Here is a 13,865-nt window from a genome sequence, read left to right as displayed (position 1 = left end):
GCACGTGACGCTGAAAAGCGTTAAAATAACCTCATAATGATATATACAAGCAATTAAGCAAGTTACTTTTATATCAAATTATATTGCTTATAGCGCGATTTACTTGACCGTAGTAGCGCTTTGCTTGACCGTAACAGCGCTTTGTATTATCTACTGCTACAATAAGCAGATAGAGCCCTATATTCTAAATGACACCTATTTATAAATAATAAAATATTGAGATTTACTATGAGTTTAAATGCAATCCCTGAGATTATCGAAGATATTCGTGCTGGAAAAATGGTCATCTTGATGGATGATGAAGACCGCGAAAACGAAGGTGACATCATCATGGCAGCGACGCATGTCCGCCCTGAAGATATTAACTTTATGATTACTCACGCGCGTGGTCTAGTTTGTTTGACCTTATCACAAGCGCGTTGCCAGCAATTGGCACTGCCACTGATGTCAGATCGTAACGAGGCAAAGTTTAGCACCAACTTTACTGTTTCAATTGAAGCGGCTGAAGGCGTCACTACGGGTATTTCTGCTGGTGATCGTGCACGTACTATTCAGGCAGCGGTATCTTCATCAGCAAAGCCTGAAGACATCGTTCAGCCTGGACATATTTTTCCAATTATGGCCCAAAACGGTGGTGTTCTTCACCGTGCAGGCCATACAGAAGCGGGTTGTGATTTAGCACGTTTAGCAGGTCTAGAGCCTGCAGCGGTGATTGTAGAGATTATCAATGCAGATGGTACGATGGCGCGCCGTGACGACCTTGAAATATTTGCAAAAGAGCATGACATCAAGATAGGCACGATTGCTGACCTTATCAATTATCGTATCGCGAATGAGCAAACGGTAGAAGAGATTGAGTCACATCCGTTTGAAACTGAACACGGTACTTTTACGCTACATCGCTTCCGTGAGTTTGGCGCTGAAGAAACACATTTAGCCTTAGTAAAAGGTGATGTTAGCGAAGGCGTCAGCACTGTACGCGTGCATGGCTTCCACCCATTACGCGACTTATTCGCTGCTAAAAACGATATGACTGGCCGTAGTGGCTGGAGCGTACAGTCAGCACTAGAAGAAATCAGTGCTTCAGATCGCGGTGTGCTCGTATGGATTGGTAGTAATCAGCCAGTTGATTTGGGAGATGCGCTGGATAAAGCCGCGGTCAACGAGTCGCAATCAACCATCACGCAGCAACCTTATCGTAGCATCGGTGTTGGTGCACAGATATTACGTCATTTAGGTGTCCGTGATATGCGCTTATTATCATCGCCAATGAAATTTTTTGCATTGTCAGGTTTTGATCTAAACGTGGTTGATTTTGTTCATGCACCGCAGCAAGACTAACGACTGTTTAAGAAATTAGTTGCAGAATGAGTGATAAAAAAGGCACGCTGACATCATGTTAGCGTGCCTTTTTTTGTTTTTAGCTTTTAATTCAAGACAGTCTTTTTGAAAAAATGAACAATCGACTCACATAGGAACCAACCTAAAGCTCAGGCGTATGACCAAACTTGGCTTCCAGTGCTAGCAGCTGTTGACGCTCTGCTGCCGTCCATGGCAATTTACCTTTTCCATCACTATCTAGACGCACTACCACAGCCTCTGCTGTAGCAACGATAATCTCTTGTGCGGTACTATAGTAACTATATTCCATCGCCATACTTGTATTGCCTAAACGCTTGCAGCGAACACCTAATAATAACGTATCAGGATAGGTAACTGGGCGTAAATACTGACAGCTAGACTGAGCTAAAACAGTGACCATACTACCATCAAACATTCCTAGCGCATGCAGATAACTTATGCGTGCTGACTCAGCGTAACGATAGTAAACCACATTATTCAGATGATTGAAGGCATCCATCTCTCCCCACTGTATCGGCTGATGATGAATAACAGGATAATGAGCTAGTAACTCAGGGCGATGATCGTTTGCTGTATCAGATATGGATGTTGAGCTTTCATTAGAATGGGTCATTGCTTACCTTACGTTTTATATTTTCTGTATTAACTATTGTGACTAGCTTTCGTTAGCGTTGCGGCTTGTCTAAGATTTCTGTCGTCAATAATGGCGCTGGTTTTGGTGCATGAGTAATCAACTGATTTAGCCATACAATTACTTCTGGTATATCACTCGGTGCTTTCATTGTCTCAAGATTACTTTGACCATCGATTGGTTTTTTATCGGCTTGTACAATGCCAATCGCGCCAGCTTGTACTGACTTTTTATTGTCGCTAGTTGAGGCCTTAGGCACCAACGTTTTTAACTGTCTGCGTGCTTGCGTCAAATAGCTGACCAGTTGATCTTGCTTACGCATATTGCTGGCTTGGCTTGCTAAATTTAACGTCATGATGACTTCATGGATAGTGAGCTGACGACGCGTTAAATTTGTATCACTAGCCGCTGAGGCATCATTAGCATTGATTGCTTTAGGCTGCTGTTTATTTCCAATAGCCGCATCTACCAGCTCTCGACGCTGTAGATCCGTACCTTCATAGCTGCCAAGGCGCTCATGACTGTGCAAAAATTCCTGAATATTTTGAATCGCCAGATTTTGTATTTGCCACGGGCTTGGCTGCGAGCTTTGCGCTTGCAGACGCTCAATATCTTTGAGCAAACTTTGCTTGATAACGATAGTGAGCGCAGGCGCAATCTCATTACTGCTTTGCGATAACTGCCAATGTAGACCTCGCAATAACTCAATCGCGGCACTGTCATTACTATCCGCCAACAGTCTATCAGCAGCTTTGATTTGGATACGCAATAGGTCCAACTGATTCTGAGCTTGGCTACTCGCTTTAACTCTAGGTTCTGGCAGCGTCTGCTGACTCATAGCAAATAGACGATCGTCCATTTCGTTTAATCGACTGATTACTTGCTCATTACTTTGCAAACGATCGTTGACACTATGCTGAAATCGCTGCTGACTAATATATAGCCACAATAATGCAGCGATCAGTAATAAGATAACCAGCCATTGCATCCGTAGCAGCAAAATATTTGCTTGCCGGCGCTGCTGAACAGTAGAAGGATCCTTAGATAAGGACTCAGAATTCATTGACATAAGGCAGTACCGTTATTGGTATAGATAAACATGTTTAAAGCAAATGAGAAGTTTAAGGTATTATATTTTGGAATTAATAGCTGAGAGAATCGTATCTGGCGATAAATCCTCTACTCGCCAGTAGCTCAACTGCTGTGCTGCAACCATATTGGCAAGACGCTCACCCAACACAACGTAAGAAAAGTCTTTTAGCGTAAGCGAAGGCCGCTCTGCTATATCAGCCACTGCATCCGTATTTTGCTTTTTGTCTAACGTCTTTGATTGGTCGTCATTGACGATATTTGACCAATGCTCAAAAGCTGCCGCACTGCTGATGACGACAATTGGCTTTGGCTGCTGTGATGACGTAGTACTATGAGTAAGAAATGCTTGTTGCCACTGCTGATACTCAGCCATTGCATCGATAGGCATCGTACGCTCGTACCACGCAATACTATCAATATGTACACCGCGCGCCTGCAATGTATCAACCAATAATCGTCGTCCACCAAGCCCGCGCCATATCAGCAATTTATCGCCTGCTTGTAAACTATCGATTTCAGGCATTGCTAGCATGCCTTCGTTATTGGCCGTCTCAGGCTGAAGTATTTGATAGTTTGTCGTATCTATACGCACCTGACTGAACTCTGCCGCCGTTGCTTCACCAACTGCAACCAGAGGACTAGGTAATGACAAGCCTTCTAGTGAACTCTGTGCGTACTTGTCAGTACTGTCTTCTACTTTGTATTCATGCTCTTTATATTTATGGTCGAGTGACTGCCAAACTGCTAGCCCCGAAGCCGCAGCAGTTGGACTGACAATAACAAGCGCTTTGTATTCCCCCGCCATCCACTGATGCATTAATGCAATATCTAGATCAGTTGTTGGACGTGGTCGTAGCGTCAACATTGGCATATCAACTACTGTCAATCCTGCCGCTTGTAAATACTGAGTCAAAGGTGCTGCTCGCTCTACTGGGCGAGTATTGATAACGACTTGTGGTAGCAACAGATGAGCATCCGTTGCCTGACCTTTATGCACAGATTTGGCGTAAATTGACGATGACATAGATGTACCATGACAAAAGACTGATAAAGTTGGCTTAACCACCCATCAACATAAACAGTAAGGGTGTGATGATTCAGCCAATAAAAATACTGACGTATTATTCAGGATGATAAATCGCTGATAAGATATCGCCAGCGCCATCAGCAAGCAGCATTTCTGCGACATCGATACCCAATTGGTTGGCTTGGGCTTCTTGCTCGGCTTGTGTCCCAACCAACGTAGCTCGTTTGTCTGCCTTTAATAATTTGCTACCATCGGCCTGACCCACTCGTCCACGTAGCCACAGCACATTCCCGCTGTCGTTATTGCCATTATCACCATTGTTATCATTATTAACACTGGTTTCTTCAGCTGTCTGCAAAACTGCATAAGCGGCGATCGGTACTTGGCAACCGCCCTCTAGATGACGGTTCAGCGCGCGCTCAGCGATAAGTCGAATACGGGCTTTATCATCATTGAGTGGTGCAAGTAATTTGAGGACTTCTTCATCGCCTTCACGGCATTCGATCGCTAAGGCTCCTTGTCCAACTGCAGGTAAGCAAGCCGCGATATCAAGCTCACCGCGTATTCTCTCGTCCAGCTCAATACGTTGCAAGCCGCTCGTTGCCAGAATAATGGCATCGTATTCACCTGCATCCAGCTTGCCCAAACGAGTGCCGACATTGCCACGCAACGTTTTGATTTGCAGGTCAGGGCGATAGGCTTTGATCTGGCATTGACGACGTAAACTTGATGTCCCAACGACTGCACCTTGTGGTAACTCATCAATATTATTATAAGTATTAGAGACAAAGGCATCTGTTGGTGAGGCGCGTTTACAGTAGACGCCTAATGTGAGGCCTTCGGGAAGCTGCATCGGCACATCTTTTAGTGAGTGCACTGCAATATCGGCTTGTTTATCATACAGCGCTTGTTCAAGCTCTTTTACAAACAATCCTTTGCCACCGATTTTGGCCAAAGGTGTGTCCAAAATCTTGTCACCTTTAGTGACAATTTTCAGTAAATTAATCGTCAGATTAGGATACAACGTCAATAATCGATCACGAATATGCTCAGCCTGCCATAAGGCTAAAGGACTTTGACGTGTAGCGATATTTAGAGTAGTCAAAACAGGTTGCTGCGGATTGCTCATAAAGGGCCTCAATAAGTTCGATACTAATACTATAATGGCTATAGTCCCTATGTCAGTACTGTTCATCTTTATACTGAATAATATCGATATTACTCGATAGGGTAAATTTGCCAAAGAATAGGCGACTCAAATGATTAATAGTAGATGCTGACGCAAAAAAATACCCCTATTTAAGCATAAATAAGGGTTTGATGATATGGAATGATTGGTCGCTATCAGGACAGCCTATTACATACTTTGAATTTTATCACGTAAGGCAGGTAAGTGACGACGACTGACCGCTAGCGTCTCATCAATACCTTTAAAACGTATCTGATACTGGCCTGCGTCTAGGGTTTCTAAAAAGTCCAAATAACTAAGGTTGATGATGGCATTGCGATGTACTCGGAACAGACGATCATCAAACTCTTGCTCTAACTCTTTTAGCGTTTCATCAATCAATACCATGCCATCTTTGTGACGCACTTTGACGTATTTTTGATCTGCTGCAAAATAGTAGATATCTTTTAGTTTAATCAGTTCAACACCGCGATGCGTACGAGCAGCGATATGTTCACGTATCGGACGTGCTGTCGGGTCTTCAAGCTTGCGAATTTCGTTTAGTTGAGCGGCATTTAGGTTCTTTGCTTTGTTTAATGCCTCTAGTAGCTCATCTTTGTTTGCAGGTTTCAGCAAATAGCCAATTGCATTGGCCTTTAACGCTGCGATCGCATAATGGTCGTATGCCGTCACAAATATAATCGCTGGTGGATGCTCAAGTTTGGCAAGTTCTTGAGCACAGCGCACTCCGTCCATTTCAGGCATTCGGATATCTAATAATATGATATCTGGCTGCTGGGTTTTTACAGCGACAATGGCTTCTGCACCGGTTGTGGCCTGAGCAACTACCTCATGGCCTGACTCCTGTACAATTCTCACCAAGCGCTCACGCGCTAGGGGCTCATCATCACAAACTACGATACGCATGCAAACTCCCATCCAAGGACATACTTAATATTTTTTTCAATAGTATTACGGCTATATTAGCACTCATTATCAATCACTTAGAATATAAAATCTAAATTATTTAATAAAATTCTGACGAAAACTACCAGTTTTTATAGCGGACAATATACTCCTGCTATAGGTAGGTTTTATATGGTGTAATTGTGTTTCACGGTAGTTATGATATTACTGATTCGTAATCATTATTTATCAAACATAAATTATGACGTCTATACATGGTTCTGCAATAAGTATGCCACATAGGCTTTTAGGAGTTGAAAAAATGGAGAAAGCTAATAAAGAACAGTAGGTTATAAACCGACGTCTTGTAGAGGATAGTCGATGATGGTGATAATTTGGGTGCTGGCTACCGAACTTTGAATATCAGCACTTTGTCCAAAATGGGCGCGCAAACGATCAGCTTGAATATAGAAATTCATATGTTGGCGCAAATCATGATTGATAATTAATGTCTTTTTGGGAAGCGCAACATCAATCATAATTTTGACTCGGTGTTGTTCCCACGTAACTTCGATATTGATGCAGATAGTTTCTGTCGTCATCTCTACCACATTGAGCAGTATTTTCTCTAGCACGCTTTGTAGCGTTAGCGCAGTGATAACCATGTCGTACATGATATCTTCTTCAGGTAACTTCCAATTGACTTCGAGCTTGTCTGCCAGACGACTAGATTCGATTGCCAAATAATGCTCACAGAGATCGACCTCTTCTTCAAAGCTAATCTCGCGTGTACCGCTAAAACTAGCACGGAATAGTGCAGAGACATGCTGTAATAAGTCAGCGGCTTTGGGCGGGTTCGATTCAATCAGAGATACGAGTGTATTGATAGTATTAAAGAAAAAGTGCGGAGCCGTACGGGCTTTTATTAGATCGTTTTGCGCAGTCAATTTATATTCAAAGGACAGCTTAAGTGCATTAAGCTCACGGTAGCTACGCAAAAAATATAACAGAAACACAGTCGTAAAACCACCAGACAACACTGTATTGAGCACGATATTCAATACAAACGTGCGACTATCATATGTTAGCCAACCGAAATTAATCATAGATAATGTGACTAACGCCATCGAAACTGCAGCAGCAAACATCAGTAACAGTACAATCCGCATACTTACGCTAAGAATACTGGCGTTTTTAAAAGCAGGGCGTAGATAGTCAACTAAATACAGTGAGGGGATAACCGTCAGAGCGTTTTGGGTGAAACTACGTAGAAACTGAATCATGAAATCTGACCAAGTGGCTAGGCTATGGCGCTCCATTACCGTTAGGAACAAGGACCAAAAAAAGATATATGTCAGCCACTGCCAAGGCCTCATGATCTCCATGAGTTTAGGAATAAAAAACTCTAAGCGTGTAGCTAGTAAGGCAACCTCATCATTTGCTATACTCGAGTTCTTATTCTTTTGACTTGTCTTGTACCGATATGAACGCCAATTCTTCAAAACCTAGTAATCCTGAATCAAGTAAAAGTTCATCTGACTCTGATTTTAGCACAGATGCTCCTATAACAAGTACCAGAACGCAGACTGCGCCTGCTAGTAGCCAAGGCCAACAAATGTGGGGTGGACGCTTCAGTGAAGCGACAGATAGCTTCGTTGCCGCCTTTACTGCTTCTGTAGGCTTTGACCAGCGCTTTGCTCGTCACGATATTCAAGGCTCGATTGCTCATGCAACGATGCTAAAAGAATGTGACATTTTAACTGCTGATGAAGTTGCCACTATTATTGATGGCTTGCAGCAAGTATTGCGCGAGATTGAGGCGGGTGAGTTTAACTGGTCGATCGCCCTTGAAGACGTGCATATGAACGTCGAGTCACGTTTGACTGACATTATAGGCGCCGTTGGTAAAAAGCTACACACTGGTCGTAGCCGTAACGATCAGGTAGCCACAGACATTCGCCTATGGTTGCGCGAAGAGACTGATAATATTATTGAGTTATTAGTACGTTTGCAAAGTGGTTTACTTGATTTGGCTGAGCAACATACTGCTACTATCATGCCAGGCTTTACTCATTTGCAAACAGCACAGCCTGTTAGCTTTGGGCATCACGTGATGGCTTGGTTTGAGATGTTGTATCGCGATACTGAGCGTCTTGTCGATGCACGTCGCCGTATCAATCAGATGCCACTTGGTGGTGCAGCGCTTGCTGGTACGACTTTCCCAATCGATCGTACCATCACTGCTGAATTGCTAGGTTTTGAAGGTATTTGTCAAAATTCACTCGATGCCGTTTCAGACCGTGACTTTGCGATTGAGTTTACTTCAGCGGCTTCTATCTTGATGATGCATATGTCGCGTATGAGCGAAGAGATTATTCTTTGGATGTCAGCACAATTTAATTTTGTGCAGATACCAGATCGCTTCTGTACAGGCTCATCGATTATGCCGCAAAAGAAAAACCCTGACGTACCTGAGTTGGTACGCGGTAAAGCGGCACGTGTCTTTGGTCAGCTGATGACTTTACTTAGTCTAATGAAGAGCCAGCCACTCGCCTACAACAAAGACAATCAAGAAGACAAAGAGCCTTTGTTTGACTGTGTTGATACGTTAACAGGTTCGCTATTAGCATTTGCTGATATGCTACCGAATATCACACCAAACAAAGAAAGCATGCGTGCTGCTACGATGAAAGGCTATGCAACTGCAACTGACTTGGCAGATTACTTAGTACGTCAAGGCGTGGCATTCCGTGATGCCCATGAAGTGGTTGGTAATGCTGTTGCTTTAGGCATCAAAGAAGGTGTTGATCTAAGTGATTTATCATTGGCACAGCTACAGCAATTTAGCGATGCTATCGGTGAGGATGTCTTTGATTATCTAACGCTAGAAGGCTCATTAGCAGCTCGTGACCATTTGGGTGGCACTGCGCCAAACCAAGTCAAGCAAGCGGTGGTTAATGGCCGTGCCCGCTTAAAAGCCTTTGCTTAATCATTAATTTGCAAATAACAGCCAACTTGCTAATTTAAACTTAACACCCGCTACTTATGCGGGTGTTTTTATTTGTCCTATGACCTCTACTGGTTTGGCCAATGTCATTTTCAAAATATCACTAGCTTTGAAAATTTCAATAAAAAAATTAAACGCAGATAGTATTTGTTATAGACCAACTACCAGAGATTTTATAACAAATGGATAGAGGCTTGACGATATACATTAGTACCCTTTGCTAAATCTACCAAGACCGTTATCATAGACTCATATGATATTTGACTTAATCACTTAATATAATGAATAAGGAATGCCTTATGACTGAGACTTTTAATCCTCAAGCAAATACTGTGTTTTGCCGTAAATATAAGCAAGATTTACCAAAGATGCCGCATCCACCCTTCCCTAATAAAAAAGGTCAAGAGCTGCAAGAGACCGTTTCGGAAAAGGCGTGGAAAGAATGGCTTGAGCATCAAACGATGCTTATCAATGAAAACCATCTAAGCATGATGGATCCTGCTGCCAAAAAGTTTTTAACAGAGCAGCGTGATAAGTTCTTAGACAATGAAGACTATGAGCGCGCACAAGGCTGGACACCAGAAAGCTAGGATGTACTTGCCTCCTAGTAGCAATATTTAATAATCATAAAAAAACGCGCTCACTATAGCGCGTTTTTTATTATAAGGTGAAGATCACAGTCATTCTTATCAGCCTTCATCACTGTCTGACGTTTCAAGCTCATTGGCTGACAATGTACTAACTTGACGAGCGGCCAATCGGTCATTGGCTTCTTGTACCGCTTTTTCGACCATGGCATAGTCTGAATGGCGTACGTCTTGTCCACTGATATAGTTAATCACTAGCTCTGCGACATTTTGTGCATGGTCACCGATACGCTCAAGCGATCGTAATATCCACATGATATTGATGACTTTTGATACATGACGCGAGTCTTCCATAATATAGGTCATCAAAGCACGAATGGCTGACTGATATTCGGTATTGACCGCGCTATCATTACGCATCACTTCAAACGCTTGTTCCGCATTCGATTGACTAAAAGCTTCTAGCGAGTTGTTTAGCATCAGACGAACTTGATTGCTCAGATGCTGAACTTCAGCGTAGCCGTATGCTGATTTACCTTCTGCCGCTATTTTGCTAGCCATTCGCGCAATTTTTACCGCTTCATCGCCGATACGTTCCAAATCAACCACACCTTTACTGATTGACATGACTAAGCGCAAATCACTGGCTGCTGGCTGGCGTTTGGCGACCAATAATAAAATGTGCTCGTCGAGTTCGACTTCCATTCGATTGATATCGAAATCCATATCGATGACTTCTTGCGCCAGTGTTTCATCTTTATCGATAAGAGCATGGATGGCTTTGGCCACTTGGTTAGCCGCGCTATCACCCATGTATAAAAATAAACGGATGGCTTCATCAAGATCTTGGTCGAAACTTTTGGAGATATGCTTATCACTTTGCATGAGAGGTATTCCCTAGAATCTATATTTTAATAGCGCAGTGTGCCTATGAATTTAGAAATTCGGCCTATGACATACTAATCAGCTTTGTCTGCTTGTACCGATTTCAATCTCAATCAATGTTAGCCATAACGACCTGTAATATAGTCTTCTGTCGCGGTTTGGGTAGGTTTGGTGAATATCTGATCGGTCTCCCCCATCTCAATCATATCGCCTAGATACATATAGACCGTATAGTCAGATACGCGTGCCGCTTGCTGCATATTGTGAGTAACGATAGCGATGGTATAGTCGTTTTTCAGATCTTCGATCAAATCTTCGATAGCACCCGTCGAGATAGGATCCAGTGCTGATGTCGGCTCATCAAGCAACAGTACTTCAGGCTTGGTCGCCACACTACGAGCGATACACAGACGTTGCTGCTGGCCACCTGATAACGACAGTCCTGATGCTTTTAGCTTGTCTTTTACTTCTGGCCATAGTGCTGATTTTTTCAAAGCCCACTCCACGCGATTGTCTAGCTCAGCCTTACTCAACTTTTCATATAGTCGTACGCCAAAGGCAACATTGTCATAGATTGACATCGGGAACGGCGTTGGCTTCTGAAAAACCATGCCAACTTGTGCACGCAGTAAGTTCACATCGATGTCTTTACCCAAGATGTTTTTGCCATCTAAATTGATATTGCCCTCTGCGCGCATACCTGGATATAGATCGTACATACGGTTAAAGGTACGTAGTAGCGTAGACTTACCACAACCTGAAGGACCAATAAAAGCGGTCACTTTTTTATCAGCGATATCGATATTGATGTTTTTTAATGCCTGAAAATCATCGTAATAGAAGTTTAGATCTCGAACTTCCATTTTTGCAGCAGGCATATTCTTAGGAATATCTTGAATCGTTTGCTTATTAAAATCAGCAGTGTTTGGTTGCTGAGCTTGGGCGCTAGTAGACATGGGTCTATTTAATAGGCTACCTGTTGCCGTATTAAAGTTGTCAGCAGTCGTATTCGTACGGACGTTGCTTAGGACATCATTCATAATATTTCAACCTAGCTCAATTAATTTCATATAAGTTTAAGTAAATGCTTAGCGTGTAGCGTACTACAGTCTGGTCTGCTCTCAGCCCTTATTTGGGCTGACCTCTACCACCGATAAATCTTGCCAAAATATTCAACACTAGGACAGATGCTGTGATAAGTAGTGCTGCCGCCCAAGCCAATGTATGCCAGTTGTCATAAGGACTCATCGCAAACTGGTAAATGGTGTTGGGTAAGTTAGCAATAGGCTGACCCATATCTGTACTGAAGTATTGATTGTTAAGTGCGGTAAATAGTAACGGTGCTGTCTCACCAGTGATTCGAGCAAAAGCCAATAGCACACCTGTGGTCAGTCCCGCGCGCGCAGCTTTCACAGTTACCTGAGTGACCAGTTTCCATTTAGGAGTACCTAGCGCATAGGCTGCTTCGCGTAGACTATTCGGTACCAAGTTCAGCATGTTTTCTGTCGTACGTACGACCACCGGAATAACAATCAATGCCAATGCCAACGCGCCTGCCCAACCAGAGAAACTTTGACCTTTTACCATCAGTGCATAGATAAATAGACCGATGACAATCGATGGCGCTGACAATAGAATATCATTTAAAAAGCGTGTGACCTTGCCCAGCATACTGCCTTTAGCAAACTCAGATAGGTAAATACCTGTCATAAGACCAATAGGTGCACCGATAAACAATCCTGAAAAAGCCAACATGACCGAACCAACGATAGCATTGCGTAAACCGCCTGCACTCATCGGTGGCGGCGTATCGGCGGTAAAGATTGGTAGCTGCACCATACCTTGGAAGCCTTCAACAAACAAAGTCACCAAAATCCATGACAACCAAAACAGGCCAAAAACCATCGCTGACATAGCAAAACCCAGACCTAACTTGTTGGTCAAACGACGCTTGTTATAAAGGCTTTGATTGTAGCGGGTAGCGCCGTTTGGCTTAGTAGGTAGTGGTGCATTGATCGCATTGTTAGCAGGCATAATATTTATTTCCCATATCTTTTATCAATATCTATCAAGGTTCAATAAATCGGTAACAGATTTATCGATTACCTGCTTTGTGATCCATGCGCATGAGCATTAGTTTTGCTAAAGACAGCACAATGAAAGTGATGACAAATAAGATTAAGCCTAGATGTAGTAGAGACGCAAGGTGTAGCTCACTAGACGCTTCAGCAAACTCATTGGCCAAGGCCGAGGTAATCGTCACACCAGAAGTAAATAGACTTGGACTGATATTAAACGCATTACCAATTAAGAAAGTAACTGCCATCGTCTCACCCAATGCTCGACCCAGTCCCAAAATTACGCCGCCAACGACACCAGCTTTGGTATAAGGCAGGATAATCTTGAACATAACTTCCCAAGTCGTCGCGCCCATACCATATGCTGACTCTTTCAGTAAGTCTGGTACGACAGAGAAAACATCACGCATGGTGGCAGCGATGAACGGTATGATCATAATGGCAAGTACTAGGGAGGCGGTAAACATACCCAGTCCCATAGGCGCACCTGCAAACAGTTTACCGATAATAGGCAAAGGGCCGATGTGTTCAATGAACCATGGCTGAATGTGATCACCAAAGAATGGCGCAAATACGAACAATCCCCACATACCATAAATGATAGATGGGATACCAGCCAACAACTCAATGGCGATACCAAGTGGTTTTTTGAGGAACTTAGGGCACATCTCGGTTAAAAATATCGCAATACCGAAACTGACTGGAACCGCGATAACAATAGCGATAAATGACGTGACTAAGGTGCCGTAAATAGGCGCTAATGCCCCGTATTCATTGGCGACCGTATCCCAGTTATTGCTGGTATAAAATCCCAAACCAAACTCTTGAATACTCGGCCATGCTCCAACAATTAGAGACACCAAAATGCCCCCTAAAGATAGGAGGACGAGTATGGCAAACGCTTTAGTAGAGTTCACAAATAAAGCGTCGTAACGTTTTTGTTTAGCCAGTTGGGACCTTAAGTCTGTCATAAGTGTCTCAGCATTGAATGGGATGAATCGAAATATTAAAAAGATGTATATCAGGTCTTAACACAACAAACTTAAATGGTATGAGTAACCATATCTATCGGGATGTATTCATCAAATTTGCTGTGTTAAAACCTCTCAAACAACTACCGGA

13 protein-coding genes are annotated in these 13,865 nt (G+C 43.1%); 3 read left to right on the top strand and 10 right to left on the bottom strand.

What is annotated here, in order from left to right; all coding sequences use genetic code 11:
* Positions 1 to 228 precede the first annotated feature (228 nt).
* Positions 229 to 1,341, top strand: a complete 1,113-nt coding sequence (ribBA, locus tag JMX96_RS06465) for a bifunctional 3,4-dihydroxy-2-butanone-4-phosphate synthase/GTP cyclohydrolase II (protein ID WP_201568166.1) — start codon at positions 229 to 231, stop codon at positions 1,339 to 1,341.
* A gap of 142 nt (positions 1,342 to 1,483) precedes the next feature.
* Here the strand turns inward: ribBA and JMX96_RS06460 are convergent, their stop codons facing one another.
* The 6 genes from JMX96_RS06460 to JMX96_RS06435 form a co-directional block, all read right to left on the bottom strand.
* Entirely contained in the window at positions 1,484 to 1,975 is a 492-nt protein-coding gene (locus JMX96_RS06460; RefSeq protein ID WP_201568165.1) for an acyl-CoA thioesterase, read from the bottom strand.
* A gap of 52 nt (positions 1,976 to 2,027) precedes the next feature.
* Positions 2,028 to 3,062, bottom strand: coding sequence for a hypothetical protein (locus JMX96_RS06455; protein WP_201568164.1), 1,035 nt, complete (start codon positions 3,060 to 3,062; stop codon positions 2,028 to 2,030).
* Between the two features lie 60 nt (positions 3,063 to 3,122).
* Entirely contained in the window at positions 3,123 to 4,109 is a 987-nt protein-coding gene (locus JMX96_RS06450) for a uroporphyrinogen-III synthase (protein ID WP_201568163.1), read from the bottom strand.
* Positions 4,110 to 4,206: 97 nt separating this feature from the next.
* The gene (gene hemC, locus JMX96_RS06445) at positions 4,207 to 5,241 is read right to left on the bottom strand and encodes a hydroxymethylbilane synthase (protein WP_201568162.1); all 1,035 of its coding nucleotides are present in this window, start codon (positions 5,239 to 5,241) and stop codon (positions 4,207 to 4,209) included.
* Between the two features lie 228 nt (positions 5,242 to 5,469).
* Positions 5,470 to 6,207 carry a LytR/AlgR family response regulator transcription factor gene (locus JMX96_RS06440; RefSeq protein WP_102078269.1) on the bottom strand — a complete coding sequence of 246 codons (738 nt, stop codon included), beginning with the start codon at positions 6,205 to 6,207 and terminating at the stop codon, positions 5,470 to 5,472.
* 329 nt (positions 6,208 to 6,536) lie between these two features.
* Entirely contained in the window at positions 6,537 to 7,469 is a 933-nt protein-coding gene (locus tag JMX96_RS06435; RefSeq protein ID WP_227676956.1) for a histidine kinase, read from the bottom strand.
* A 332-nt stretch (positions 7,470 to 7,801) separates the two neighbouring features.
* Between JMX96_RS06435 and argH the strand changes: the two genes are divergently transcribed.
* On the top strand, positions 7,802 to 9,175 hold the full coding sequence (gene argH, locus JMX96_RS06430) for an argininosuccinate lyase (protein WP_201568570.1): 1,374 nt from the start codon (positions 7,802 to 7,804) through the stop codon (positions 9,173 to 9,175).
* A gap of 317 nt (positions 9,176 to 9,492) precedes the next feature.
* The gene (locus tag JMX96_RS06425) at positions 9,493 to 9,783 is read left to right on the top strand and encodes an oxidative damage protection protein (protein ID WP_057757820.1); all 291 of its coding nucleotides are present in this window, start codon (positions 9,493 to 9,495) and stop codon (positions 9,781 to 9,783) included.
* A gap of 99 nt (positions 9,784 to 9,882) precedes the next feature.
* Here the strand turns inward: JMX96_RS06425 and phoU are convergent, their stop codons facing one another.
* The 4 genes from phoU to pstC all read right to left on the bottom strand — a co-directional run bounded on the left by phoU (position 9,883) and on the right by pstC (position 13,714).
* Positions 9,883 to 10,665 (bottom strand): phosphate signaling complex protein PhoU, encoded by a 783-nt coding sequence (gene phoU, locus JMX96_RS06420; protein ID WP_057757817.1) that lies wholly within the window; start codon positions 10,663 to 10,665, stop codon positions 9,883 to 9,885.
* A 119-nt stretch (positions 10,666 to 10,784) separates the two neighbouring features.
* A complete protein-coding gene (gene pstB / locus JMX96_RS06415; protein ID WP_201568568.1) occupies positions 10,785 to 11,621 on the bottom strand; it encodes a phosphate ABC transporter ATP-binding protein PstB in 837 nt (278 codons plus the stop codon).
* A 172-nt stretch (positions 11,622 to 11,793) separates the two neighbouring features.
* Complete coding sequence (gene pstA / locus JMX96_RS06410) at positions 11,794 to 12,699, bottom strand: phosphate ABC transporter permease PstA (protein ID WP_201568160.1); 906 nt, start codon at positions 12,697 to 12,699, stop codon at positions 11,794 to 11,796.
* A gap of 61 nt (positions 12,700 to 12,760) precedes the next feature.
* The gene (gene pstC, locus JMX96_RS06405; RefSeq protein ID WP_102091376.1) at positions 12,761 to 13,714 is read right to left on the bottom strand and encodes a phosphate ABC transporter permease subunit PstC; all 954 of its coding nucleotides are present in this window, start codon (positions 13,712 to 13,714) and stop codon (positions 12,761 to 12,763) included.
* Positions 13,715 to 13,865: the final 151 nt, after the last annotated feature.

Source organism: Psychrobacter sp. JCM 18900, from assembly GCF_904846625.1.
Classification (GTDB): Bacteria; Pseudomonadota; Gammaproteobacteria; order Pseudomonadales; family Moraxellaceae; genus Psychrobacter.
The sequence above is the reverse complement of the archived record's forward strand: the minus strand, read 5'-3'. Positions and strand labels throughout refer to the sequence as shown.

Coding starts and splice junctions, on each gene's coding strand:
- ribBA (WP_201568166.1), top strand. CDS start 229: ATGAGTTTAAATGCAATCCCTGAGATTATCGAAGATATTCGTGCTGGA.
- JMX96_RS06460 (WP_201568165.1), bottom strand. CDS start 1,975: ATGACCCATTCTAATGAAAGCTCAACATCCATATCTGATACAGCAAAC.
- JMX96_RS06455 (WP_201568164.1), bottom strand. CDS start 3,062: ATGTCAATGAATTCTGAGTCCTTATCTAAGGATCCTTCTACTGTTCAG.
- JMX96_RS06450 (WP_201568163.1), bottom strand. CDS start 4,109: ATGTCATCGTCAATTTACGCCAAATCTGTGCATAAAGGTCAGGCAACG.
- hemC (WP_201568162.1), bottom strand. CDS start 5,241: ATGAGCAATCCGCAGCAACCTGTTTTGACTACTCTAAATATCGCTACA.
- JMX96_RS06440 (WP_102078269.1), bottom strand. CDS start 6,207: ATGCGTATCGTAGTTTGTGATGATGAGCCCCTAGCGCGTGAGCGCTTG.
- JMX96_RS06435 (WP_227676956.1), bottom strand. CDS start 7,469: ATGATTCAGTTTCTACGTAGTTTCACCCAAAACGCTCTGACGGTTATC.
- argH (WP_201568570.1), top strand. CDS start 7,802: ATGTGGGGTGGACGCTTCAGTGAAGCGACAGATAGCTTCGTTGCCGCC.
- JMX96_RS06425 (WP_057757820.1), top strand. CDS start 9,493: ATGACTGAGACTTTTAATCCTCAAGCAAATACTGTGTTTTGCCGTAAA.
- phoU (WP_057757817.1), bottom strand. CDS start 10,665: ATGCAAAGTGATAAGCATATCTCCAAAAGTTTCGACCAAGATCTTGAT.
- pstB (WP_201568568.1), bottom strand. CDS start 11,621: ATGTCTACTAGCGCCCAAGCTCAGCAACCAAACACTGCTGATTTTAAT.
- pstA (WP_201568160.1), bottom strand. CDS start 12,699: ATGCCTGCTAACAATGCGATCAATGCACCACTACCTACTAAGCCAAAC.
- pstC (WP_102091376.1), bottom strand. CDS start 13,714: ATGACAGACTTAAGGTCCCAACTGGCTAAACAAAAACGTTACGACGCT.